Origin of the sequence: Taibaiella koreensis (genome assembly GCF_003545715.1) — a bacterium.
Lineage (GTDB): Bacteria > Bacteroidota > Bacteroidia > Chitinophagales > Chitinophagaceae > Taibaiella > Taibaiella koreensis.
The window spans coordinates 226806-250239 of the sequence record NZ_QVNU01000003.1 but is presented as its reverse complement, the minus strand read 5'-3'; the positions used below and the strand labels follow the sequence as shown (position 1 = coordinate 250239).

The window sequence follows — 23434 nt, the reverse complement described above, 5'->3', positions numbered from 1 at the left end:
CATTAAATTGCAAGAACCTATGAAGAAGATATTGTTGGCTATGTCGCTGGTGCTCATGACCGGCCTGGCCGCCCGGGCGCAACGTTACTGCGTGATCGATTCAAAATATATGCTGGAAAAGATCCCCGACTATAACAATGCTCAGAAGCAGCTTGATGCCGCCTCACAGGGCTGGCAAAAAGAAGTAGATGCCAAAATGCAGAACATCGATCAGATGTATAAAAGCTACCAGGCCGAACGCCCTATGCTCTCGGAAGATGCCCGCAAAAAACGGGAAGACGAAATCGTAGCTAAAGAGAAAGAGGCCAAGGACCTACAGAAGAAATATTTCGGCTATGAAGGCGAGGTATTCAAAAAGCGCCAGAGCCTGGTCAAACCGATTCAGGATAAGGTGTACAATGCCGTACAGCAATATGCGCAGTCACGTAGCTTTGACATGGTGTATGATAAGGCCGGCGGTATTACTATCTTTTACGCCGATCCCAAGCTCGATAAAAGCGATGAGATTCTGAAATTGATTCCGGGTGTAAAATAATTTCCCTTACCTTCGCTGCAATTTTTAAATTTTCAATATAACAAAATCAGGTTCCTCCCCCACGGAAAAGGAACAGTACCACAAAAACAAGAGGTTATAAGATGAAGAAAATCCTTTTTTTGCTTGCTCTCGGAATGACTATTGGTTTTGGAGCCAGTGCACAGAAAAAAACAGGCTATATCAATTCCCGCGAACTGCTGGAAACCATGCCTGAAGCCCGTAAAGCAGACTCAGTTCTGACCAAATACGGTAAAGAGCTGGAAACTACAATGAAATCAATGGCGGCAGATGCGCAAACCAAGTTCAAGGCCTACCAGGACGGCGCAAGCACCATGTCTGACGCGGTGAAAGAAGTGAAAGAAAAAGAACTGAACGACCTGCAGAACCGTATCGAAGAGTTCAGGCAGGGCGCTGACGATAAGATGTCCAAGAAAAGAGAAGAGCTGTTCAAACCCATCCTGGATAAAGCCCAAAAGGCAATTAAGGATGTAGGCACAGAAGGCGGCTTCGATTATATCTTCGATGGTACACAGTTGCTGTATGCCAAAGAAACCGAAAACATTATGCCCCAGGTGAAAGCCAAGCTGGGTATCAAGTAATCTCTTAGCAGTCACTATTCCCAGTGAAAAAGAGTCAACTTTTTTAAAGTTGACTCTTTTTTATTTTCCCGATTGTGAAACATCTTTTCCTGATTTTGATATTCTTTACAATTTCGTGACATTACTTTTGCGGCAATAGTTTAAATCGAAATTATTGCCATGCTTCGCAAGCTCCTTTCTCTCAGTTTACTCTCTGTTACCTTATATTCCTGCGGCTCTGCTACCGGCGATCAGGCCGGAAAACCGGAAGCCACCAACAAACCCGTACGTATCGTTTCCCTGAGTGGTGCGCTATCCGAAACACTGGTAGCGCTGGGCATGGAAGATAACCTTGCCGGCATCGATGTCACCAGCACCTATCCCGCCTCCCTCCAGTCCAAACCCAAGGTTGGTCATACGCATAACCTTAATGTGGAATCCATACTGGCGCTCAAGCCCGACTATGTGATCAGCATGAAGGAAAGGGGGATCAAACCCGAACAAGCCACCCAGCTGCAACAGGCGGGCATTAAGGTATGGGTGATCGAGCAGGACTACTCCGTGGCCGGAACCAAAAAATTCATTACCCAGCTGGCCGATTCCTTCCATCGCGAAGAAGCTGGCAAAAAGCTGGTAGCCGGTATCGATTCGGCATATGCCCTGCTACCCACCTATACTTCCAAACCATCAGTATTGTTCATCTATGCCCGTGGCGCAGGCGCCTTGTCTGTATGCGGTAAGCATATGCCCATGGCTACTATGATTGAGCTGGCAGGCGGCACCAATGCTGCCGGCGATATAGAAGGATTCAAGCCGCTTACCGCCGAGTCTGTAGTAAAAGCCGATCCGGAAGCGATCCTGCTGTTCAGCTCCGGCCTGCAAAGTGTAGATGGTCCCGAAGGCATGCTGAAAGTGCCGGGTATTGCGCAAACGAAAGCAGGAAAGAATAAGCATTTTATCGTAATGGATGGCGAGCTGCTTGCCGGCTTTGGCCCCAGAGTGGTAGCTGCCATAAAAGAACTGGGCGAAAAGATACATGCCGGTGAGACGGCGCCTAAAGTTGCTTCAAAATAGATTACGCATAACATTGGCTGATTAAGATTTTGTTTTTTGAAAGGGTTCTTTGTTTTATTGACCGTTTTACTGATCGCAGCGCTGGTTTGGTCTACCGGCGCAGGGGCCTTGAGCATTAGCCCGGCCCAGATTTTCAGCATCCTCTGTCATAAGGCGGGCTGGCATACCGGCATCCCCTTTACGGAGCAGCAGGAGAATGTGCTATGGATCATCAGGCTGCCCAGGGTATTGATGTCGCTCCTCATCGGGAGCACCTTATCTATCTGCGGCGGCGCGATGCAGGGCTTGTACCGCAATCCCATGGCCGATCCCAGCCTGATCGGTATCAGCAGCAGCGGCGCTACGGCTGCGGTGATCATGATCGTGCTGGGTAGCAAGCTCTTTGCGGGCTTTCAGTCTATGCTGGGACAGTATAGCCTCAATCTGGCCACTTTTGCTGGTGCATTGCTGGCTTCGGTGCTGGTCTATCGCCTGTCGCGGCAGCAGGGTAAAACCAATGTCGGCATCATGTTGCTGGCAGGCGTCGCGCTCAATGCGATCGCAGGTGCGATTACGGGCTTCGTTACCTTCCTGGCCAACGACCAGCAGCTGCGCAGCGTCACCTTTTGGATGATGGGCAGTCTTGGCGGGGCCACATGGGTCAATGTAGCGGGTATACTGCCTTTTTGCGCGGCCAGCATCATCGGTTTGCCGCTAATGGCAAAAGCCCTGAATGCGTTCAGCCTGGGCGAAAGTGATGCCGCCTACCTGGGTATTCGCACCGAGCGCATGAAGACTATAGTAATGCTGCTGTGCGCTATGGGTGTAGGGGCATCGGTAGCAGTGGCCGGTATCATCGGTTTCGTAGGCCTGGTAGTACCTCATATTGTACGAATGGCTGTAGGTCCCGAACACCGCAGATTGCTGATCGCTGCCGCATTATGTGGCGGTATGCTGCTGGTACTGGCCGACCTGATGAGCCGTACTATAGCGCCCCCCGTAGAGATACCCATCGGGATCATCAGTGCCCTGGGTGGAGGACCATTTTTCCTCTACCTGCTGTTAAAGGAAAAGAAAAGAAACGCCTTGTTATAGAAAAAGATGCTGCAGGTAAACGACATATCGTACGAGGTTCAGGGCAAAGCCCTGCTGACGGAGGTTACTGCCGCCATCAGGCCCGGCGCGCTTACGGCGCTCATGGGGAGCAACGGCGCGGGTAAGTCTACATTGCTGAAACTGATCAGCGGTACGCTGCAGCCTTCTGCCGGCCGTATTACATGGCAGGGTAAAGCGATGAGGGACTGGGATCAGCGTGAACTAGCCAGGACACGATCAGTGCTGCGGCAGCAATACAGTGTACAGCTTCCCTTCACCGCGTTTGACATCATTGCTATGGGCCGTTACCCGCATTTTCGGAGCAAGCTGACGGAGCAATGCCATAATGTGATCGCCAAGGTGGCTGCCTATGCCGGTGTCGAGCATTTTCTTAACCGCAATTACCTGACGCTTTCGGGCGGCGAGCAACAGCGGGTACAACTGGCGAGGGTACTGGCCCAGGTTTGGGACACACCTTCGGACCAGAAGTTGGTATTGCTGGACGAGCCGGTAAGCGCGCTCGATATCCAGTACCAGCACCAGCTGCTATCCCTGGTAAAAGGGTTGACACAGGCACATTTTACCGTGATTGCGGTATTGCACGATCTTAACCTCGCTATGCAATACGCCGACGATGTATTGCTGTTGAAACAGGGTCGCACCGTATGTTTTGCGCCAAAGGAAGAAGCACTGGACACCAAGCATATTTATGAAACCTTTGGTGTAAAAGCGGCACTGCACCAGGCTGAAGATTATCCGCATTCATTTATAACGGTATGTCCCGTACATCAGCAATACCAGCAGCTGCAATGGTAGGGATCAAGTATCAAGTATCAAGTATCAAGTATTAAGAGTCAAGTATCAAGAACCAAGTATCAAGTATTAAGAGCCAAGAACCAGGAACCAGATATCAAATATGCACATTCAATACGTAATACCTAATACATAATACCTAATACACAACATCTAATATTCTGAATAATGAGTACAGCAACAATTTCTCTGAAAGAACAATGGGAACAGCTTAAGACCGAAAATCCCAAACTGCGGATACGCGATGCGGCAAAGCAGCTGGGTGCAAGCGAAGCGGAACTGCTGGCTACCGGTATCGGGAGCTCCGTAACGCGACTGGAAGGCGACTGGAAGGCATTCCTGGTGGAAGTGGCTGCCCTGGGCAAAGTGATGGCGCTTACCCGTAACGACGATGCCGTACACGAGCGCAAGGGTGTGTACAACAATATTACTTTCCAGGGTCCCGTAGGTACGGCCCTTAACGAAGATATCGATCTGCGTCTTTTTATGATGCATTGGGCCAGCGGTTTTGCCGTTGCGGAAAATGACCGCTTCAGCTTCCAGTTCTTCGATAAGAGCGGCGAGGCCATTCATAAGATCTATTGTACCGCCGATACCGATATGGACGCGTACCATGCACTGGCGGCTAAATACAAAGCGGCTGACCAGGATGTGGTGCTTGACCTGGTTCCCTACCCTGCTTCCGCCCCCGAAAAGGCCGATAGTGAGATTGACGTACCGGCCTTCCAGGAAGCCTGGAAAGGCATTAAAGACACGCATGAATTCTTTGGCCTGCTGGGCAAGCACGGTGTAAGCCGCCTGCAAGCTATGCGCCTGGCCCCCGAAGAATACGTAAAGGCTGTGGACAATGATACGGCACGTAAAATGCTGACCGCGGCATCGGAAAGGAATGTACCCATCATGGTATTCGTAGGCAACCGCGGCTGTATCCAAATCCATACCGGTGAAGTAAAGAAAGTGATGGAAGCCGGTCCCTGGTACAACGTTATGGATCCCGACTTTAACCTGCACCTGCGCGAAACGGCCATAGCACACATTTACGCGGTAAGAAAACCCTCTGTTGACGGTATGATCACTTCGATTGAAGTATATGATCAGCGCGGCGAAATGATCGTTCAGTTCTTTGGCAAGCGTAAGCCGGGTATTCCCGAGCTGACCGAATGGCGCCAGCTGGTACAAGACCTTACTCAATTCTAAAAAATAAGCAAGATGATTGTTATGACGATATTAAGCGCCGCCACGCTGCTGGTTTTTGTAGGCGCGGGTGTAATGGGCGATAAGCTGCTTCGCTTCAGGAGCCGGGATTAATTCCGTTTGGCATTAAGGGGCTGCCTATTGGCTGCTCTTCCTGCAAAAAAAATCAGGCAATGGACACCGCCAGATAAACAGCTTATGTGTTTGAAAAAAAGGCCCGCAAACGGATTTGCGGGCCTTTGCTATTTATAGCGAAGAATTTAACCTTCAAAACCCGAGGGGATATGACTACCGTCGCAATAAGGCTTGTTTTGTGATTGTCCGCAACGACAGAACGCTGTAACCTTGGTCCGGCGCGATTCGTTGCCCTCCTTATCTTTCACCGTAATGTTGCCATAAACCAGCAAAGGACCGTTGGGTGAGACCTCTATTTTTGTTTCCTGTGATACCGTTACCGCCCCAGGTCCTTCTTCATTATAAAAGGAACTCAGCGCGCCGCTTGGGCATTTAGCCACCTGGGCTGCTATACGGTCAGAATCTGCCCCTTCTATTTTAATCCATGGCTTTTCCTTGGGGTTGAAGACCTCGGGCAAGCCCGTTGCCTGCTTCCAGCACACCGTAGAGTGGACGCAGCGCCCTGGTTGCCATACCACAGTAAGCGTTCCATTGGAATAGTGCTTGACAATTTCCTTATCCATTAGCTTTAGCTTAGAAATATCTGCTTAAAGTTAAGTATTATTTTGTTAAACCTATTTATACGTATTTCTACCCGTTTTCGGCAGGAAATAACCTGAATATGTATATATTTTTAAAAATTAAGAATATCTTTAACAGGAAATGTTAAAGCATTTTCAATAAAAACCAAATATATGGGTTCCCAACCCACCTTAACCGAAAATAAAACCATTGCTTATGCAGCATCTGTACTTCAGGCTCCTCCTCGTCTTATCGGGGCTGTTCCTTATCATCCACACCACGCAGGCCCAGGTTAGCGTAACGGCAACCGCCGGTACTATGGGTCCAACCAGCTACACTACTTTAAAAAGTGCTTTTGATGCAGTCAATGCCGGTACGCATCGCGGCGCGGTGACCATCCTGATCACCGGCAACACCACCGAAACCGCAATGGCAAGCCTCAATGCCAGCGGCAGCGGCAGCGCCAACTATGCCTCGGTAACCGTGAAGCCCGGAACCGGCGCATCGCCTACTGTGAGCGGGAACATCGGTTCCGGCCCCGTGGTAAGATGCAACGGGTCCAGCAACCTTACCATCGACGGTTCCAACAATGGCAGCACCTCCCGCAATCTTACCATCACCAATACCAACGGCACAGCGAGCAATGTTATGCTGGTGGGCTCGGTGGGTATCACACCCATATCCAATGTAACGGTAAAGAACACTATACTGATCAATGGTACGAATAGCAGCACTGCTGTATTGGTCGGCGATGCCGGCACAGTAGGCGTTCCGGGCTACTTCAACAATATTACGTTCCGCAACAATGATATCCGGAAGGCCTATATCGGCCTCTACCTTTATGCTGTGGTGGCTACGGGCAATGGTAATAATACGCTGGTTACCGAAAATAGCCTGGATGCCACGGGCACCGATGCCATACGGCTTGTGGGTATTTACGGCCAAGGGCTCACCGGCCTCACTATCAGCAATAATTCGGTAGGAAATTTCGAAACCGCCAGTCCGGAGTTCGACCGTGCCATCTGGATAGCCACAGCAACCACCAATACGACGATATCGGGCAATACCGTCTCCGGACTGCGCTATTCGGGCACCAGCACCTTTGCTCCGATCGGCATCAATGTATCGACCGGGATAACCAGCTCCAATATTACCGTAAACGACAATATCGTCAGCAATCTGAGCTCATCGGGTAGCGGCACCACAATGGGCATGTTCCTTTACAGCGCCATGTCGGGTGTGGTTGTGAAAGCCAATAAGGTGAGCAACATCAAAAACACCAACACTGCAGGCTACGGCGCTGCCGGCATGTTGATGGCGACTACCATCAATTCGTCTGATATGAAGATAAACAACAACTTCGTATGGGATGTAGCCGGTTATGGTTACACCGATTATACGTCGGCCGATAATGGTAATGGCATCGTTGTCGATGGCGGCGGTGGTATCGATATCGATTTCAATACTGTGGTACTGAATACGGACCAGACGTCCACGGGCGGCCACCGGGCTTCCTGCCTGCTGATCACGGCCAATGTGAACTCATCGGGCACCATCAATCTGCGGAACAACATTCTCACCAACCTGCAGACCGTGGGTAATGCCAACAGCCGTCTGGCACTGTCCAATCTTGCTACTACGGGCTCCGGCGTATTTGGTGCCATCAATTATAACAACTACTACAGCACCAGCACCAATCTCAGCAGCACAGGCACCAATGCATCGATTACCAATACGCTGGCACAGTTGCAGACCAGCCTGGGCGGCAATGCCAGCTCGACCGTGGTGCAGCCGGTATTCCTGGGGCCCAACGACCTGCATCTGAGCCCGGCCAACCCGGGCATTAGCAACAATGGCAGCCCGGTAAGCGGTATCACAACCGATATCGACGGCCAGAGCCGCAGTGTAACCACACCCGATAAAGGCGCCGACGAGTTTACGCCTTGTCAGACCGTAACCTTTTCCACCCAACCTGTCAATGCAGCGATCTGCCCGGGTAGCGATACCAGCTTCCGCGTTGTTTCGGGCAATGGCACCCTGTACCAATGGCAGGTCAATACCGGATCGGGTTATACCAATATCACCAACAACACGATCTATGGCGGTGCAACAACTGCAACACTAACACTCACCGCTGCACCCTCAAGCTATGACGGTTATAGTTACCGTTGTGTAGTGAATTATTTCACGGGCTGTACCGCCAGCAATTCCAACCCGGCTACGCTCACCATTATTCCACCGCCTGTAGCAACGATCTCCTCTGGCCCTACCGCCTTCTGCCCCGGAGGAACGGTAACGCTAAATGCCAACAGCGGTGCGTTCACTTATCAATGGCAGCGGAACGGCGCCAACATCGTGCCCCCGGCCACCGCCGCGTCTTATAATGCAGGTGCTATAGGTAATTATACCGTTGTGCTACGCAGCAACAGCACCGGCTGTCGCGACACTTCCGACCCGGTGACGGTGACGGCCAATCCGCTCATTAACGCAACGCAGGATTTGACCATATGTGCCAATCAATTGCCTTATACCTGGAACAGCCAAAGCATTGCGGCAGGCGGTACAGCTGTGGCCACCTATACAAGACCTTCGCTGGTAACCGGCTGCGACAGCACCACTACCCTGAACCTGAGCATCAATGCCGTGGTAACCGCGACCCAGAACATAACCATCTGCGCCAACCTGCTGCCTTATACCTGGAATGGCAAAACACTTACAGCAGGCGGTACTGCCGTGGCCAAGGATACCAGCCTTAATGTAGCCGGTTGCGACAGCATCACCACCTTGAACCTTACCGTTAACCCCTTGCTGACCGCCACACAGAACCTGACTATTTGCCAAAGTCAGCTGCCTTATACCTGGAACGGGTTGCCGGTAGCGGCCGGCGGCACCGCCGTGGCCACTTATACCAGGGCTTCGCTGGTGACCGGCTGCGATAGCACCACCACGCTGAACCTTACCGTAACCCCAAATCCCAATGTAAGCGCAAGCCCCATGCCGCAGTCGATCTGCAGCGGCAGCGGTACTGCCATTACAGCGTCGTCTACTACCACCGGCGCCAGCCTTGCCTGGACCGTAACCCAGACCGGCGTGAGCGGTGCGAGTGCCGGCAGCGGCGGCACCATTGCCCAAACGTTGACCACTACCGGAGCGGCTATAGGCCAGGCTATTTATGCCATCACAGCTACTGCCAGCGGCTGCGGCACTACTATAAGGGATACCGTGACCGTAAGGCCTTTGCCGGCAACAACAGTTACGCCAGCATCACAGAGCTTGTGCAGCGGGGCCGCAACCAGCCTGGCGCTCAGCTCGCCGGTGAGCGGCGCCACCTTTAGCTGGACGATAAGCCAGACCAATGTAACCGGGGCGACGGCAGGCAGCGGCGCTACTATTGCTCAGAACCTTACTGCCACCACCAATGCCAACGGTACTGCGACCTATACTATAAAGGCCAGCGCCAATGGCTGCACCGGCAGCAATACCACCGCTACCGTAACCGTAACACCAGTGCCGGCCAATCCCGGCGCTATTACCGGGCCCGATGCTCCCTGCGCCGGCAGCACACAGACTTATTCCATACCGACGGCAACAGGCGCCACCAGCTATTCCTGGACCCTTCCGGCCGGCTGGACCGGAACATCGACCACTAATTCCATAACAGTAACGGTGGGCAGCAGCAATGGCGGCATCACAGTATCACCCGCAAATACCTGCGGTTCGTCGGTTACACCAGCTACTAAAGCGGTGACTTCCACACCCGTGCTTACACCCACGATCAATATCAGCAGCAACGCCCCGGCGCTGCTCTGCTCGGGCACTACGGTAACCTATACCGCTACCACCACAAACGGAGGGACCTTGCCCGCTTACGGGTGGCAGGTAAATGGCAATCCGACAACCGGCACCGGCAATACCTTTACCTATGTGCCTGCCGCCGCCGATACGGTGCGGTGCGTGCTGACCAGCAATTATCCCTGCGTATCGGCCAATGGCATCGTCAGCAACATGCTTATCATGCAGGTAACGCCTTCGGTAACGGCAACGCTGAATATCTATGTGCCGGAAAACAATGTGTGCTCCGACATACCAGTGCACTTTCTGGCAACGCCCGGCGGCGGCGGTACGGCGCCCTTTTATCAATGGAAGGTGAACAATGTGATCAATGGCAGCAATAGCACCAGCTTTACTTATACACCTGCCGATAATGATGTTGTAACCTGCGAGATGACCAGCAGCGCGCTTTGTGTAACGCCGGCCAAAGTGATCAGCAATATGGTACCCATGTCGGTAACTACCGTTACCCATCCGGCGATCAGCATTTCGAGCTCGCCTGCCAGCGCTGTAAACGGCCAGCCGGTGACCTTTAATGCCTCTGTAACCGAGGGCAGTCCCGGCGCACAGGTAACCTGGTATAAGAACGGCGTCTACGTCGCTACAGCCGCAGGCCCTTCCTGGACTGCCGTTGCCGGCACCGACTTCAACAGCGCCAGTCGTATACAGGCATTGCTGCGAAGCTTCTCACCCTGCGCCGATCCGGATACGGTATGGAGCAATACCATTAAAGTGAGCGTGGGCACCAGCGGTATCGGCAATCCCGGTATTCCTGATAACTTCAAGCTCTATCCCAATCCGGCCAATAGAACGGTGAACATTGAAGGCCTGGCAGCCGGTGATGCGCTAAGCATATACGATGCGCTGGGACACCGGGTACGGCGCGAGGAAGTAGCGCGCAACGGCGTGTACCAGGTGGACCTGTCCCCGCTGGCCCAGGGCATGTACTGGTTCCGTTTTGAGAACAGGAAAGGGCAGCAATGGCAGATTAAGGTAACCAAACAGTAAAAGGAGAATGTAACAGGTGGGTCACCTGCACTAAAAAGGTATATTTCTTCCCGGGATCATCCGCAATGAATACTGCGGATGATCTTTTTATAAACAGGCAATATCACGGAATCCTGTACGCTTCCGTTTTGATCCGTCTTTTTCGTATCTTTGCAGACGGTTCTTTGAAAACCTTATACGTTTCTCAATCCCAGACGGGGCCGCCCGGTTTTGACAGCACCATGGCGGGGAGGGTGTAAGCATGCAGCGCGTTGTGTAATTAGCGCTTTAATCTGAATACTCAAACTTCAAATGGCAATACTCAGTATGCCATGGCTGCCTAATTAGTAATTAGATAGTCATTAGGGCCGCCCGGGCAGGTTTGTCTGCTACCTAGCCCCGCCGCCGACTCAAAAAGAAAGCAGATTGCTGTTGCAGAAGGCTGTGCCTGCAACTTAAGACCATCCAGCTAAGTAATGATTTGGTTTGTCCGCTTCCTGATCATCGCCGACAAATAATAACGGAATAAGCATGTAGAAGACTTTTTCAACCGGTGTTTGGACGCGGGTTCGATTCCCGCCGGCTCCACAAACGAATAAAACCTGCTCTCGGAGCAGGTTTTATTCGTTTAATGAAAATCGGCAATAATTCGAATAGAGCATAACAGGTCACCATACCTTATCAAAAGAACAGGTCATTCTTCTGATGGATCAGTATGTATTTTATATTCATTATTCAATTCCTTGGCAAGCGATTCAAAATGCTTCCAGGAGTTCTTATTTGCTATAGTTCTTCTATACTCGATGTAATCCTCATAATTAAAATATACCTTTACAATTACGTATTTCATTGCGCTAATAATCATTGCTCTATCATAAAGTCCGTTTTTAATGCCTCTGGAGATTCTTTCATATCTATTTAAGTATGAATGGATTTGCAACTGAATGTCTATCTCATCCCTAATGGCATCCTGAATTTTGACGAGGGGGATTTTGCAAATTCCCTTTTCGACATAAGCTTGAAATTTCTTTGTCAAAAAAGATCTTATTTCTTTATCATGCCTGTTGTTCAACTCATTTTCGGTTACCGTTTTTCTATTCCACTCCAGTGTCTCCTTATGAATATTTTTATTGATCCTTATTTGCTTACTCGCATATAGAATTGTGACCACAACGGCCAAAATTCCGACGATTTGAATTGCAAGAGACCATATTTCAAATGTTTTCATATATTTTATATTATGATTCAAAATACCGAGCCAGGGTTTGCAAGTTGAATGGTGCGATATAACTTTAATATTTCAGTCTCTTGGGGCTTGCCGCTTCCATTCATGGGCAAAATTTTATAGAGCCTGATGCCTTGCTCTTTTTGCCGTTCTCTTTTCTCCTTTGCTTCATAGGGGTCAACCAGTATAAATGGCTCTTCAAGCACGGTCCATTGTCGCAGATTATCCAAAGAGCCAATCTGATCGCCTTTTTTAAGAAAACCATTGTCCATTCGTAAAAAAGCCATCATGCCGATATTGGTCAGCTTATAAACAGCAAGCACCTCTATATCGTTACCAATCACTCCAGGCATCACTTCCGAAACACCATTCTCTATCGTTCTCGCGATGAATGCGCCACCAAACCGGACCAGGATATCATAAGGAGAAAGCTGCTCAAATGGCTGATCTGTATCCAACTTATTTTTTGACAGCCGATGAGGCTCTTCTCTATAATAGAGAAAAAATGTCAACTCGCTCAACTCACAAACTTCTTTTGCCAATTGGAACGGGATATCTTCGTCCAAAATCCTTTTATCCTGCATGGCTTGTATCGCTTCCAGGTTACAATAACAGATCTGGTATTTTCGCCAACGCTGTTGTTGTAATACAGATTTCAAATTGTCCGTTTCATTTCTGAATGCAGCTATCAGCTCCCAAAACTTCATAGTGATCGATGTTCTCTCAGGCTATCGCCAATGCTTAAATATACACAACATATCTAATACTGAAATAAACTGCAGCGCAAAGCTTCAGAACCAGATAGAGCCGCATACCGTCCGATAATTTATCCAACCCAAGCCGTACATTTACAGGCGACATCAGCTATTCTTTCTTTTATGAAAGCAGAAAAGGCCCCCGTATTCAATACCCTTTATGAGCAATATCGCTACCTGGGGCTACCCACCGACCAGATCGATAAGCATACCGATTTTACGATCTTCAACCTGAGGGATGCCTTTGAAGGAGTATTGCCTTTCACCTGCCCCACCCACCGGCTGAATTTTTTTGTATTCAACTTCGTCAAGCAGGGACAGGGACAATACACGATAGACGACCAGACTTTCGACCTGGAACAGGGCATGGCTTATTTTACCAATCCCGGCCATTACCGCTCCTACGAATGGCAGCGCACCGAAGAGGTGTACCTGATCACCCTCAGCGAAGCTTTTCTTAAGGAGAATGTGCATGCAGGCATTTTCGAAGAATTCCCTTTTTTGCTAGCGGAGACCTTTCCCGGCCGGCGTCTCACCCCCGATGTGTTTGCGGAATTTGAACGGATCTATCTGCAGATCCATCATGAATATAACAACCGTTCACCCTACCGCAGGCGCATTATCGGTAACTTGTTCGTAGTCCTGCTGCTGAAAATAAAAGAATATTTCTGGCCCGATTATGATCCTATCTATGAAGGCAATCGCAGCTCCGTTATTGTCAAAAACTTCAAACGCCTGTTGGAACAGCATTATCGCACGCTACGTGCAGGTAAGGCGGAGCAGGTGTTCCGTGTGCAGGAATATGCCGATGCGCAAAACCTGCATCCCAATTACCTGAACAATGTGATCAAAACCAAAACGGGAAAATCGATCGGGACATGGATTGCTGAAAAAACAATTGCAGAGGCGAAATCGCTATTACAAAATCCCGGCCTGTCTGTTAAAGAGATCACCTATACCCTGGGCTTTGCTGAGACCGCCCACTTCAGCAATTATTTCAAAAAGCATACGAACATGTCGCCCGCTGCGTACCGGAAAGCGTATCATCTCTCCTCATCTTAGAAATTTGCAACAGCTCCTGTAAGCTGCGCAACATTAGCCCTCGTTCCTGTACCACCTTTGTATTGTCAATAACGGCAATCAAAACAAAGGTTATGAAAACACTGAACGAAAAAGTAATCCTGGTGACCGGCGCTTCAAGAGGTATCGGCGCCGCTATAGCACAACAGCTGGCCGGAGCCGGCGCGAAAGTGATCGTAAACTACGCCGGCAACGCTGCAAGCGCCGAACAGACAGTACTAAGTATTAAAGCGGCCGGCGGCGAAGCCATTGCCCTGCAGGCCGATGTGAGCCAGTCTGCAGAAGTGGCCGCATTGTTCGACGCAGCTATCAAGCATTACAGCAGAATCGATGGCCTGGTCAACAATGCCGGCATCATGATCACCAAACTGCTTAAAGATACCACGGACGAAGACTTTATCCGCCAGTTTGAGGTCAATGTAAAGGGCACCTTCAACACTTTGCGCGAAGCGGCTACAAAGCTTGCTGATGGCGGTAGCATTGTCAATTTCTCTTCCACCACTACCCGCGCCATGATGCCTACCTATAGCAGCTATGTAGCGACCAAGGGTGCGGTGGAACAGCTTACCCGTGTATTTGCCAAAGAGATTGGTTCCCGTGGCATTAATGTAAATGCTGTGCTGCCCGGCCCTACCAATACCGAGCTGTTTACCAACGGCAAGCCGCAAGAACTGATCGATCGCCTGGCCTCGCTCAACGCCTTTAACCGCATAGGCGAACCGGAAGACATTGCTCCAGTGGTCGCCTTTCTCCTGAGCGACGATGCCAAATGGATCAGCGGACAAACAATAGGCGTGAACGGCGCTATGGCATAACGCTGCCTTCGTCATCCTTCATCTACAAAATAGTATTCTCTTTTTCAATCCATAAAAGCAACAATCATGAACACGTTAAAGAATAAAGTAGCCCTGATCACCGGATCGGCCCGCGGGCTGGGAAAAGCCATCGCTGAACGCTATGCTGCCATGGGCGCCGATATCGTTATTAATTACTCCCGCGACAAGGCTTCCGCCGATGAAGTGGAAAGCAATATCAAAGCAATGGGGGTCCGTGTACTTTCCGTGCAGGCCGATGTGAGCAAGGTAAGCGAGATCGAAAGGTTGTTTGCTGCCGCCAAAGAAGCTTTCGGTAAGATCGACATCGTGGTAGCCAATGCCGGCATCGAAATGGTGGAAACGCCGGTAGTCGATTTTACCGAAGAGCAGTTTGACCGCGTCTTCTCCATCAATACAAAGGGTTCTTATTTCACTATGCAGCAGGCCGCCAAGCATGTCGAAGACAATGGCCGCATCATTTACATCGCATCGTCCACTACCTCTTTCCCTGTGCCTGGTATGGCGGTATATGGCGGCAGCAAGACCACGCCACGGTATATGGTCGATATCTTGGCTAAGGAGATCGGTCATCGTGGTGTAACCGTCAATTCCATTATTCCTTTCGCCGTGGATCATTCCGGCATATTCGCCGAGCCGGGATCTTATCCGCGCCTGAGGCAACAATTGCTCGACAGCTCCCCGATGGGCCGCCTGGCCGAAGTAGAGGATGTGGCCAACGTAGCGGAATTCTTTGCCAGCGACCTTTCTTCTTTCGTCAACGGGCAACATCTGCTGGTCAATGGCGGCGCGACCAACTAATCCCGGAGTGGTCGCCGCATCTTCAACGGGTATGAAGATGCGGCGGCTTTTTTCTTCTGGCCGAATGACATAGGTAGCCTTTCTTTACATTAACCAGGCTATCGTCTACCACACATAAAGTATAGAATAAATATCCGGCCCGAAGCCGGTGCGCAGCAGGTTGACCTGATCGGCCAGGTAAATACCATTCACAATGAACTTATACCGGTAGGTCCCGGGAGGCAGCTGCAAGGTACAGGTCCAGGCGCCGGCGGCATCTTTCTTCATGGGCGCAGGCGGCCAGCGGGCGCTGTCGCTCACCAGGTTTACCAACTGGGCGTAACCAAAATCGTTCATGCGGAAGGTGACCGTTCCCCCGGCCTGTTTTCCAAACAAAGTAGCCACATAATTATCCGGATCCGCAGCCAACGCTGACGCAAAGCAACGGTCGCTTTCAGCTGCTTTTCCAAGCTTCCTGCTAGCAACGCCACACCAGGCGTTCAGCGTTTGTTTGCCCGGATCGAAATGCCTGATGCTTTCCAGCAGCCGCAGCGCTTCGGCCGGCTTTTCCTTCGCAAGCAGTTGCAGGGCGACATCCAGGGCCTCGTCGCTGCCGAAATTATATCGTGTGGGGGAATGCCCCCGAAGCGAGTCATAAACCTTCACTGTCCTATCAATGCCACCCGCAGTGTAGGCAGTACGGAGTACGGGGCCGATCGCTTGAGGGAAATAGCCATCCATGTCCCGGTAATGTGCTCCTTTTTTTAGCTCAGCGCCCAGCGAGAGCACAAGGGGTGTTGAAAAGTCATTCTTATAGTAAAGATTGATCCTGCGGTCTTTCAAAGCGATAGCCATAGAATAGTTGGATACCAGGTTGCCCGGCTTCTTCTGGGTTGTTTGCTGCAGAAGGTCTACTATATTTTTAAGGGAACGGGATTGGCCGCTATTCAGTCCTGCCAGGGCGGCGTCCCTGCGCCAGCAGGCCTCATAATGACCGTCGTTAACCCTGTAATTGGTCAACGCGAAGTCGGGGGTGCTACGCCGCATCACATAGCTGCCATGTACGGTAGCATAGTCGCCGTTCTCATCTGCAATAAACAGCTGCGCGCCGGTGAGGCGTACGAGGTTGAAACGTTCGATAAATTGCAGCGCTTCCGCTACGGTGCCACATTGCTGCAGCAGGTCAGTCACGATCTCGGTCTCCCGGTCCTGCCGGGAGGGATCCCGCAATACCGGTAACTCGTCGATAGCGGTATAGTCCATGAAGAGCCCTTTGTCGTTCATCCCACCCTGGGGAATATGGTACATAAGGCTGTCCATCTTGCCGTCGGGCGACAGCTCGGTCCAGATCATATAACCGTTGTGCTTATTGATTGCGGGGTAATACCAAAGCCGGTACCGGAGGGCAGGGTCTTCATCTTCATTGTTACCGACCCAGACCTGCCGGCCATCATTGGCAATAAAGATGGTACAAGCCCGGGAGGGAGCGAAAACAAGCATATAAGCCAACAGGAGGTAACAAAAACGGCTAAGCAGCATAAACACAGGATTTTTCCGGCGAAAGTAGCTGCTACCGGCTTTAATCCTGTTCCGGGTTATCCATCCGAACACTTTTCCCGGTCCATTTCCTGCCGGAAAGCCGTTGGCGACAGTCCGGTCCATTTTTTAAATGCAGTATTGAACGCCGTCTTCGAATTGAAGCCTGCGGCAAAGGCGATGCCCACCATATTCAACCGGCCGGCCTCCCCGGAGGATAGCAGCCGTTTGGCCTCTTCTACCCTCCGGCTGTTAACCAGGTGGTGGTAGCTGTTGCCCGTTGCCTCATTGATCAGGTAAGAAGTATCATGAACGCTGATCCCGAGCCGCTCCGCCAGCTGGGGGAGGCTAAGCTCATTATCCAGGAAAATCTTTTCACCTGTCATCAGGATTTCCAGCCGGCCCGACAGCAGGCTGAGCTGCTGCCTGTCCAACCGGGATGCGCGGGGAGTATTCGCTTCCGGTTCTTCTTTCCCGGCAGATAACGAAGGCGTAGGAGATTCCGTAGTAGGTATTACATCGCTGCGTCCCTTTAATACGAAGTAGGCGAGCAAAAAAACAGACCCGGTATAGGCCAGCGGCATTACTTTCATCAAAAAGCCGATCCCGAATAGAGCATCATTTATCCAGAACAGGGTAATCAGGAGCAAGGTCAGCAACAGATAACGCATGCGGCCCTTCCCCTGCCCTTTCCCCCGGAGCATCCTATAAGCACAAGCAATATAGATCAGCAACTGTACAGGCAAGATATCCCTGAGCAATAGGTCTGCCGATCCGATGGAAAACAGTTTCAGGGATAACAGGGTTCCCTTTGCCGCTATGGACAGATCAGCGACCCAATACAGTACAAAGGGCAGAAAATGCAGGATATCCTTTTTCCTGAAAAGACGATCCTTATCGGCAAAATGCGATACGCCTAGCAGCAGACAGGGCGCCAGCAGGAATTGCAGCGAATTCAGCGATGCGACCCAGCCGTACTGTGCTCCGGTCCAGTAAATACCCAGGAAAGCGATGCCCATGATGAGTATAAAGAATGCGAGCCAGCGAAAGGCGGGTCGTCGTTCTTCCTGTTGCAGCAGTAGCAGGAAGCCTAAAAGAAAGCAGGCCCCGGAGGCAAGGGACATCAGGAATATGTTCATAGGCAATCGGTTAAATAAAACGCATCAAAACGTTGTAGCCATTTCGTTCTCAAATGTACACCATACGGCACATTTGCTGCCGCACCTGCTCTCCGCAACCAGCTGAAAACATTCATTTTTTGCCATTTTATTCATTTTTTGCCATTTTATTCATTTTTAATTTTTTTAAATATAGAAAATGGCGATTTTGCGCTTATGAGAGAAGCTTTATTCATATTACTCATCCTTTGCTTCTCTATACCGGGAGCAAAAGCACAGTTGAAACCCCTGGACCAGACCCGCTATATAGACAGTCTTTCGCGGCGGCTGGGCGAAACGGGCCCCGACAGCGCGAAAGCGAGGATCAACTTCCTGCTTTCCGAAATCTATGCCGGTGCAGATACAGCAAAGAATGGCGCCTATCTCAGGGAGGGGCTGCGACGGGCAGGTAAGAGCGCCTATCTGCAGACCGCAGGCCAATATTACGAAGGTATCGCCCGGATGATGACCGGCAGGCTGGATGATGCGGAAGCCTCTTTCCAGCAGGTAGCCCGGAGCATGCGATCGTTCGGGAGCAAGGAAGCCATTTTATTCAGGGGCCGGGCACTGTATAGTTTCGGCGTGGTACAACAGATCAAGGACAACCAAAAGGTATTTGCCGAGCTCCTTACCGATCAGGTCATCCCGCTGGCAAAGCAATCGGGAGATAGTGTATTTCTGGGTAAATGCTATCTTGCTATGGGTATGATTTTTAAAAATACCCAGCAGAATCTCCAATCTGAGCAGTATTGCCGGCAAGCCGTAGGTCTCTTCCTCAGGTATAATGCCCCACCTGAGCAGCTGCTGTTCGGCTACCATACGCTGGCCGAAGCTTATTTACTCCAGCAAAAGAACAGCGAAGCCAGGGGCGTGCTTGATAGCGCCTACCAGGTACTGTTGCCCCATCCGCACTCGGAATACTTCCTGGATTACTACGCCGCCGATGCCATGTACTACACCAACCTGGGCCAGTTTGCACAGTCATTAAAAAGTATAGACAAAGGCATTGTGCTGGCACAGCAAGTACATGATGCAAGAAAGGAGATGCGGCTGCAGGGACAAAAGCTGGTCGCCTATTTCAACCAAAAGGATTTTCCCAGGGCGCGGGAAGTAATGGACTATATGCTGGGCCAGCCAGCCTGGGCCTCATACGCGACCAACCGGATGTATACCTATCTGATGATGGCTGAAGCCTACGCCGGCGAAGGGAATATGAAATCGGCTTTCGACTGGCAAAAACGCTATAGCAGTACCAGCGACAGCTTCTATCAAAGCCGTCTGCAGAACGACATTGCCGCCATAGAAGTCAAATACCAAAGCAGGGAAAAACAGCAGAAGATCATGGTGCTTGAATCGGAAAAGCAGCAAAGTGCTTTGAAGGCGAGGAGCCAGCGCCTGCTTAACGGACTACTTGGGGCCGGTACCATTTTCCTCCTGATCACCACTTTGCTCCTGGTCATTTATTACCGGAACAAGCGAAAGCTCGCCCTCCAGAAAGAGATCAATTATCAGCAGCAGCTTAAAGAGCTGGAGCAACAGCAGCAATTGCGATTTACGCAGGCGATGCTGCAAGGAGAAGAAAGAGAACGGCAACGGGTGGCGCGCGATCTGCATGATGGCCTGGGCGGCATGCTGGCGGGGATCAAGATCAATCTCGCCCAGCAAGGCCCGTCCAACAAGGACGGTCAGCTTGATGGCGTGATCCAGCGACTGGACCAATCCTTATCGGAACTGCGCCGCATTGCACGCAACATGATGCCGGAAAGCCTGCTGAAGCTGGGTCTGTCTATGGCGCTCAAGGATCTTTGCGAATCGCTGATCGGCCCCCAAACCGCGATCAGCTTCCAGGCTTACGGCATCGATCCCGGCATGGAACCAACCATACAGGCCAATATCTACCGTATTGTCCAGGAGACACTGTCCAACGCGGTACGACACGCAGTGGCCACTAAGATTATGGTCCAGTGCAGCCAGGATGATCACATTTTTCTCATTACAGTAGAGGACAACGGAAAAGGCTTTGAGCCGATAAGGGGGAGCGAGGCTACCGGCATCGGCCTGACCAATATCCGCAATCGTGTCGATTATCTGAACGGCAAACTGGACATACGCTCCACCCCCGGCCAGGGAACTGCGGTCAATATAGAGCTGCATCTACCCTGATCCGGGCTAATAGTCGATGTCAATGCCGAGCGGGGCCAACAAGGCCAATACGCCGGGTACAGATAAGCGGGCCTTCTTCAGCCGATTGATCGAGGGATCGATCGTATAGTGGAAGGCGCTGCGCAGGTCGGCCTTTTCCAGGATCGTTTGGTCGAAGCGGGCACCGGCCAGATCGCATTGCGCGAACACAGCCTGGCTTAGATCGGCTTCCGTAAAGTCGGCCTCGCGCAGCTGGCAACCGTCAAAGATTGTATCCTTCATTTTTACCTGGAAAAATGAGCTATGATCGAGGATACTACGCTCAAAGCGAAAGGCGAGGTTGAAAGGGTTGCAGGCTTCGAAATGTAGCCCCATCAACTTACAATCTCTGAAAACGACATTGCGGAAAGCCGCTTTCTGAACACTGGCCAGGCTCAGATCGCAACGCTCAAAGATACAGTCGTTGAATTCGTTATCAGAAAGGTCGGCCTTATTGAAGTTGCAATTAAGAAAGCTGCAGTTTTCGTACTCTCCCTTGCTGTCTGTAAAAAGGTCAGTTTCTTTATCGAATATCTTATCCTTTATCCATTCTTTGTCCATAATATTTTATTTAGTGACCATCCTGATATAGGAAATACGATACAATTTGCTTCTACATCACGGTTGCTGAGCTTGCCGAAGCACCATCTTTGTCCTTTCGACAAGCTCAAGGACCGGCTTTGTTTCCTATATCCGGATACTCAGATTTTATTTTTTAGGAGGCATTTGCTTTACCGTAGCGATGTACTTTGTGATCTGTTCATCCAGCTTCGAGGGGTAACGATAACCAAGACGGCCGGCAATAGCCATGCCCAGCTCCCGGCCCAGGCTGACATAAGCCTCCAGCGCCCGCCAATTGTCCTGCATATCGGCGCCGGCAAAGGTCTGTTCCACCTTTTGCCATAGCTCCGGGCTCAGGTACTGTTTAAACAGGCGGCCATATTTATTGGTCGTCACCTTCCAGTCGTGCTGCATCCCTATATACCATTCAATAATGTGCTGCAGGTGCTCAAAGCGCATGACCTGCTCCGACATGAACCGGGCATAGAACAACTCTTCGCGCCACAGGCATTTGACCACATAGGTAAGGTCCCACCAATAGTTATTCAATACCCATTGAAAATGTTCTTGCGAAGGTTTTTTAATCAGCACCGATTCATAGGTAGGCGGCTTTAATGACCGGGTAATCCCATCTTTATCCAGCAGCACCTTGTAGCCTACATCCCAATCCTCTGGCAGGGTTTCGGCCAGGGTATCCTCGACAAATTTATCGACGGCATACAGCTTGAAATCGATCTTGGAATAATCGGCATAGAAGACCATACGCATGGCATGCCGGCCACCAAAAGCGTCCTCATTCTCCACAATATAGCTCACCACTTCGCCAAAGTGGCTCAGCCAGCTGTCATCGGCCAGGAAAGCCGGCAAATCCCGGATCACCCATTCTATGTCCAGGTCGCTGAAATCGTCTACAGGAGCATCGGGATTTACCATCGAGCTGGTAAGCAGCATCGCCCTGATCTGATCGTTATCCCTGGCCCATTGCAGCGCCTTTTCGAGCTGCGCGGCCCGCGCAGCATTCATCTTGTTTGTCATGTCCGGGTTATTGGCAGATAAAGATAGGGAGAATACCCTATGCGCCATTTCACAAGGCATACAAATGTCAGGCGATTCCCCATCAGCCCCTTTTCGTCGTAAAGCGACTGTTTTCTGTCGGAACTACCCCCTGCCCCAGGCGATCGCCAGTAGTAATTTTGTATTACCAAAAAGCAGGCCGGGAAAGGGCCCTGGTCCTGCCTCCAAGGGCATTCTATTGTACAGATGAGAAAGGTTATTGTATCGATGAATATCAGCCTTGATGGCTACTATTCCGGGCCCAACTGCGAGCTCGACTGGCACTTCGAGCGCTGGAACCGGGTCATGGGCGCCCGTTTGCTACAGGAGCTGATGCGCCACGACAGTGTATTGCTGGGCCGGAAGACCTACCAGGCTATGGCCCGCTACTGGACCGCCAAACAGTCTGATCCTTTTTGCTCCCGTGAAGATTTTGCCTTTGCCGCCATGCTCAATGGTTTTCCCAAAGTGGTCTTTTCCAATACCCTTGCCGAGCCGGAATGGCGCAATTCCACGATAGTTTCCGGTAAGCTGAGGGTGGTGATGAACCGGCTGAGAAAACCGGTATCGGGGCTGCACAAAGCGATCTTCATCCTTGGCAGCGGTCAGCTGACAACAGAATTGATCCGCCTGGGGCTTGTAGACGAATACCAGCTGTGGGTACATCCCGTATTGCTCGGCAAGGGTAAGCCTTTATTTGCTTCATCGCCGGGTGGGTATTCCCTTGAGCTCTTGCAAAGCGAAATGTTCAGTTCGGGTGTTGTACTGCTACACTATAAGGTGCTGCGACCGGCGCAATAGCCGTTTGCTTAGTCTTCTTTCTTCAGAATACCCCGCGCTACGCTATCCTCTATCAGGCCATGAGCATAGTTCCATAGCACGGCAGAGCCATTACGGATCTTTTCCTTCTTCTCATAGACCTTCCGGTAGTCGACGTCAAACTCCTTCCAGGTACCCCCATCGTTAGAGACATTCTGCAGCAGCGGCTCCAGGCGATCCATCGACCGGGCAAAGCGGGCTTCGGCGGTTTCTCCCGCTTCGAATTCTTCCCAGATGGCAATCAGCTCCTGGGCCTGGTCGTCAGGCAGTATGCCGAAGATACGGGTAGCCGCGAGGCGCTCTTCATCGGTGTTTTCATGCGCCTTCTGGGTATCGTAAATAAAGGTATCGCCGGCATCGATTTCTACAATATCATGGATCAGCACCATTTTGAGTACTTTCAGCACGTCGACGGGCTCATTGGCATGGGGCGCCAGCACCAGGGTCATCATCGCCAGGTGCCAGCTGTGCTCGGCATCGTTCTCGTGGCGGTCGCTTTGGAACAGGCGCGTACGGCGCTGTATGTATTTCACTTTGTCGATCTCTTTGATAAAGGCGATCTGGCGTTCCAGGTCCTGCATAGCTATGGTTATTGGGTAGGAAAATAAACCAGGTGCAAAGTTAATCCGGACCAGGCGTATTCAAAGAAAGGGAGCGGGCAGAATATTGTTA

At 51.0% G+C, this 23434-nt stretch carries 20 protein-coding genes and 1 other RNA gene; 13 read left to right on the top strand and 8 right to left on the bottom strand.

The window, feature by feature from the left end; translation table 11 throughout:
- Positions 1-19 precede the first annotated feature (19 nt).
- The 6 genes from DZK30_RS11130 (at position 20) to DZK30_RS11105 (ending at position 5271) form a co-directional block, all read left to right on the top strand.
- Entirely contained in the window at positions 20-535 is a 516-nt protein-coding gene (locus DZK30_RS11130; RefSeq protein ID WP_118974217.1) for an OmpH family outer membrane protein, read from the top strand.
- Positions 536-636: 101 nt separating this feature from the next.
- On the top strand, positions 637-1134 hold the full coding sequence (locus DZK30_RS11125) for an OmpH family outer membrane protein (protein WP_118974216.1): 498 nt from the start codon (positions 637-639) through the stop codon (positions 1132-1134).
- 159 nt (positions 1135-1293) lie between these two features.
- A complete protein-coding gene (locus DZK30_RS11120) occupies positions 1294-2187 on the top strand; it encodes a heme/hemin ABC transporter substrate-binding protein (RefSeq protein WP_118974215.1) in 894 nt (297 codons plus the stop codon).
- Between the two features lie 36 nt (positions 2188-2223).
- Positions 2224-3261: a FecCD family ABC transporter permease gene (locus DZK30_RS11115; protein WP_118974214.1), complete on the top strand. Its 1038-nt coding sequence runs from the start codon at positions 2224-2226 to the stop codon at positions 3259-3261.
- 6 nt (positions 3262-3267) lie between these two features.
- Positions 3268-4077, top strand: a complete 810-nt coding sequence (locus DZK30_RS11110; protein ID WP_118974213.1) for a heme ABC transporter ATP-binding protein — start codon at positions 3268-3270, stop codon at positions 4075-4077.
- A gap of 165 nt (positions 4078-4242) precedes the next feature.
- Complete coding sequence (locus tag DZK30_RS11105; RefSeq protein WP_118974212.1) at positions 4243-5271, top strand: hemin-degrading factor; 1029 nt, start codon at positions 4243-4245, stop codon at positions 5269-5271.
- Positions 5272-5528: 257 nt separating this feature from the next.
- On the opposite strand, the gene DZK30_RS26415 is transcribed toward DZK30_RS11105, so the two are convergent.
- On the bottom strand, positions 5529-5966 hold the full coding sequence (locus DZK30_RS26415; protein ID WP_118974211.1) for a (4Fe-4S)-binding protein: 438 nt from the start codon (positions 5964-5966) through the stop codon (positions 5529-5531).
- A 214-nt stretch (positions 5967-6180) separates the two neighbouring features.
- Between DZK30_RS26415 and DZK30_RS11095 the strand changes: the two genes are divergently transcribed.
- Positions 6181-10803, top strand: coding sequence for a T9SS type A sorting domain-containing protein (locus DZK30_RS11095; protein ID WP_118974210.1), 4623 nt, complete (start codon positions 6181-6183; stop codon positions 10801-10803).
- A 196-nt stretch (positions 10804-10999) separates the two neighbouring features.
- Positions 11000-11373: a transfer-messenger RNA gene (gene ssrA / locus DZK30_RS11090) on the top strand.
- Between the two features lie 103 nt (positions 11374-11476).
- Here the strand turns inward: ssrA and DZK30_RS11085 are convergent.
- Complete coding sequence (locus DZK30_RS11085; RefSeq protein ID WP_118974209.1) at positions 11477-12010, bottom strand: DUF4760 domain-containing protein; 534 nt, start codon at positions 12008-12010, stop codon at positions 11477-11479.
- A 17-nt stretch (positions 12011-12027) separates the two neighbouring features.
- Complete coding sequence (locus DZK30_RS11080; RefSeq protein ID WP_118974208.1) at positions 12028-12714, bottom strand: hypothetical protein; 687 nt, start codon at positions 12712-12714, stop codon at positions 12028-12030.
- Positions 12715-12885: 171 nt separating this feature from the next.
- On the opposite strand from DZK30_RS11080, the gene DZK30_RS11075 reads away from it, so the two are divergent.
- The 3 genes from DZK30_RS11075 (at position 12886) to DZK30_RS11065 (ending at position 15476) form a co-directional block, all read left to right on the top strand.
- Positions 12886-13824 (top strand): AraC family transcriptional regulator, encoded by a 939-nt coding sequence (locus DZK30_RS11075; protein WP_118974207.1) that lies wholly within the window; start codon positions 12886-12888, stop codon positions 13822-13824.
- A gap of 92 nt (positions 13825-13916) precedes the next feature.
- Positions 13917-14657, top strand: coding sequence for an SDR family oxidoreductase (locus DZK30_RS11070; protein ID WP_118974206.1), 741 nt, complete (start codon positions 13917-13919; stop codon positions 14655-14657).
- A gap of 66 nt (positions 14658-14723) precedes the next feature.
- Positions 14724-15476: an SDR family oxidoreductase gene (locus DZK30_RS11065; RefSeq protein WP_118974205.1), complete on the top strand. Its 753-nt coding sequence runs from the start codon at positions 14724-14726 to the stop codon at positions 15474-15476.
- A gap of 105 nt (positions 15477-15581) precedes the next feature.
- Here DZK30_RS11065 and DZK30_RS11060 read toward each other — a convergent pair whose 3' ends face one another.
- Together DZK30_RS11060 and DZK30_RS11055 are read right to left on the bottom strand one after the other, a co-directional pair.
- Entirely contained in the window at positions 15582-17117 is a 1536-nt protein-coding gene (locus DZK30_RS11060; protein WP_162903026.1) for a hypothetical protein, read from the bottom strand.
- The gene (locus tag DZK30_RS11055; RefSeq protein WP_118974203.1) at positions 17051-18130 is read right to left on the bottom strand and encodes a helix-turn-helix domain-containing protein; all 1080 of its coding nucleotides are present in this window, start codon (positions 18128-18130) and stop codon (positions 17051-17053) included. Before DZK30_RS11055 ends, DZK30_RS11060 begins: the two co-directional genes overlap by 67 nt.
- A 195-nt stretch (positions 18131-18325) precedes the next feature.
- Here DZK30_RS11055 and DZK30_RS11050 point away from each other — a divergent pair, with 195 nt between their 5' ends.
- Complete coding sequence (locus DZK30_RS11050) at positions 18326-20311, top strand: sensor histidine kinase (protein WP_118974202.1); 1986 nt, start codon at positions 18326-18328, stop codon at positions 20309-20311.
- 6 nt (positions 20312-20317) lie between these two features.
- Here the strand turns inward: DZK30_RS11050 and DZK30_RS11045 are convergent, their stop codons facing one another.
- A complete protein-coding gene (locus DZK30_RS11045) occupies positions 20318-20890 on the bottom strand; it encodes a pentapeptide repeat-containing protein (RefSeq protein WP_118974201.1) in 573 nt (190 codons plus the stop codon).
- A 147-nt stretch (positions 20891-21037) separates the two neighbouring features.
- Positions 21038-21913, bottom strand: a complete 876-nt coding sequence (locus tag DZK30_RS11040) for an aminoglycoside 6-adenylyltransferase (RefSeq protein WP_118974677.1) — start codon at positions 21911-21913, stop codon at positions 21038-21040.
- Positions 21914-22150: 237 nt separating this feature from the next.
- On the opposite strand from DZK30_RS11040, the gene DZK30_RS11035 reads away from it, so the two are divergent.
- Complete coding sequence (locus DZK30_RS11035) at positions 22151-22744, top strand: dihydrofolate reductase family protein (protein ID WP_118974200.1); 594 nt, start codon at positions 22151-22153, stop codon at positions 22742-22744.
- 8 nt (positions 22745-22752) lie between these two features.
- On the opposite strand, the gene DZK30_RS11030 is transcribed toward DZK30_RS11035, so the two are convergent.
- Complete coding sequence (locus DZK30_RS11030; RefSeq protein WP_118974199.1) at positions 22753-23343, bottom strand: HD domain-containing protein; 591 nt, start codon at positions 23341-23343, stop codon at positions 22753-22755.
- Positions 23344-23434: the final 91 nt, after the last annotated feature.

Excerpts from the sequence above, each read along its gene's own strand:
- DZK30_RS11085 (WP_118974209.1), bottom strand. The coding sequence starts at position 12,010 with ATGAAAACATTTGAAATATGGTCTCTTGCAATTCAAATCGTCGGAATT.
- DZK30_RS11050 (WP_118974202.1), top strand. The coding sequence starts at position 18,326 with ATGAGAGAAGCTTTATTCATATTACTCATCCTTTGCTTCTCTATACCG.
- DZK30_RS11035 (WP_118974200.1), top strand. The coding sequence starts at position 22,151 with ATGAGAAAGGTTATTGTATCGATGAATATCAGCCTTGATGGCTACTAT.
- DZK30_RS11105 (WP_118974212.1), top strand. The coding sequence starts at position 4,243 with ATGAGTACAGCAACAATTTCTCTGAAAGAACAATGGGAACAGCTTAAG.
- DZK30_RS11055 (WP_118974203.1), bottom strand. The coding sequence starts at position 18,130 with ATGAACATATTCCTGATGTCCCTTGCCTCCGGGGCCTGCTTTCTTTTA.
- DZK30_RS11075 (WP_118974207.1), top strand. The coding sequence starts at position 12,886 with ATGAAAGCAGAAAAGGCCCCCGTATTCAATACCCTTTATGAGCAATAT.
- DZK30_RS11060 (WP_162903026.1), bottom strand. The coding sequence starts at position 17,117 with ATGGACCGGACTGTCGCCAACGGCTTTCCGGCAGGAAATGGACCGGGA.
- DZK30_RS11030 (WP_118974199.1), bottom strand. The coding sequence starts at position 23,343 with ATGCAGGACCTGGAACGCCAGATCGCCTTTATCAAAGAGATCGACAAA.
- DZK30_RS11125 (WP_118974216.1), top strand. The coding sequence starts at position 637 with ATGAAGAAAATCCTTTTTTTGCTTGCTCTCGGAATGACTATTGGTTTT.
- DZK30_RS11130 (WP_118974217.1), top strand. The coding sequence starts at position 20 with ATGAAGAAGATATTGTTGGCTATGTCGCTGGTGCTCATGACCGGCCTG.
- DZK30_RS11040 (WP_118974677.1), bottom strand. The coding sequence starts at position 21,913 with ATGAATGCTGCGCGGGCCGCGCAGCTCGAAAAGGCGCTGCAATGGGCC.
- DZK30_RS11120 (WP_118974215.1), top strand. The coding sequence starts at position 1,294 with ATGCTTCGCAAGCTCCTTTCTCTCAGTTTACTCTCTGTTACCTTATAT.
- DZK30_RS11095 (WP_118974210.1), top strand. The coding sequence starts at position 6,181 with ATGCAGCATCTGTACTTCAGGCTCCTCCTCGTCTTATCGGGGCTGTTC.
- DZK30_RS11065 (WP_118974205.1), top strand. The coding sequence starts at position 14,724 with ATGAACACGTTAAAGAATAAAGTAGCCCTGATCACCGGATCGGCCCGC.
- DZK30_RS11045 (WP_118974201.1), bottom strand. The coding sequence starts at position 20,890 with ATGGACAAAGAATGGATAAAGGATAAGATATTCGATAAAGAAACTGAC.
- DZK30_RS11080 (WP_118974208.1), bottom strand. The coding sequence starts at position 12,714 with ATGAAGTTTTGGGAGCTGATAGCTGCATTCAGAAATGAAACGGACAAT.
- DZK30_RS11070 (WP_118974206.1), top strand. The coding sequence starts at position 13,917 with ATGAAAACACTGAACGAAAAAGTAATCCTGGTGACCGGCGCTTCAAGA.
- DZK30_RS11110 (WP_118974213.1), top strand. The coding sequence starts at position 3,268 with ATGCTGCAGGTAAACGACATATCGTACGAGGTTCAGGGCAAAGCCCTG.
- DZK30_RS26415 (WP_118974211.1), bottom strand. The coding sequence starts at position 5,966 with ATGGATAAGGAAATTGTCAAGCACTATTCCAATGGAACGCTTACTGTG.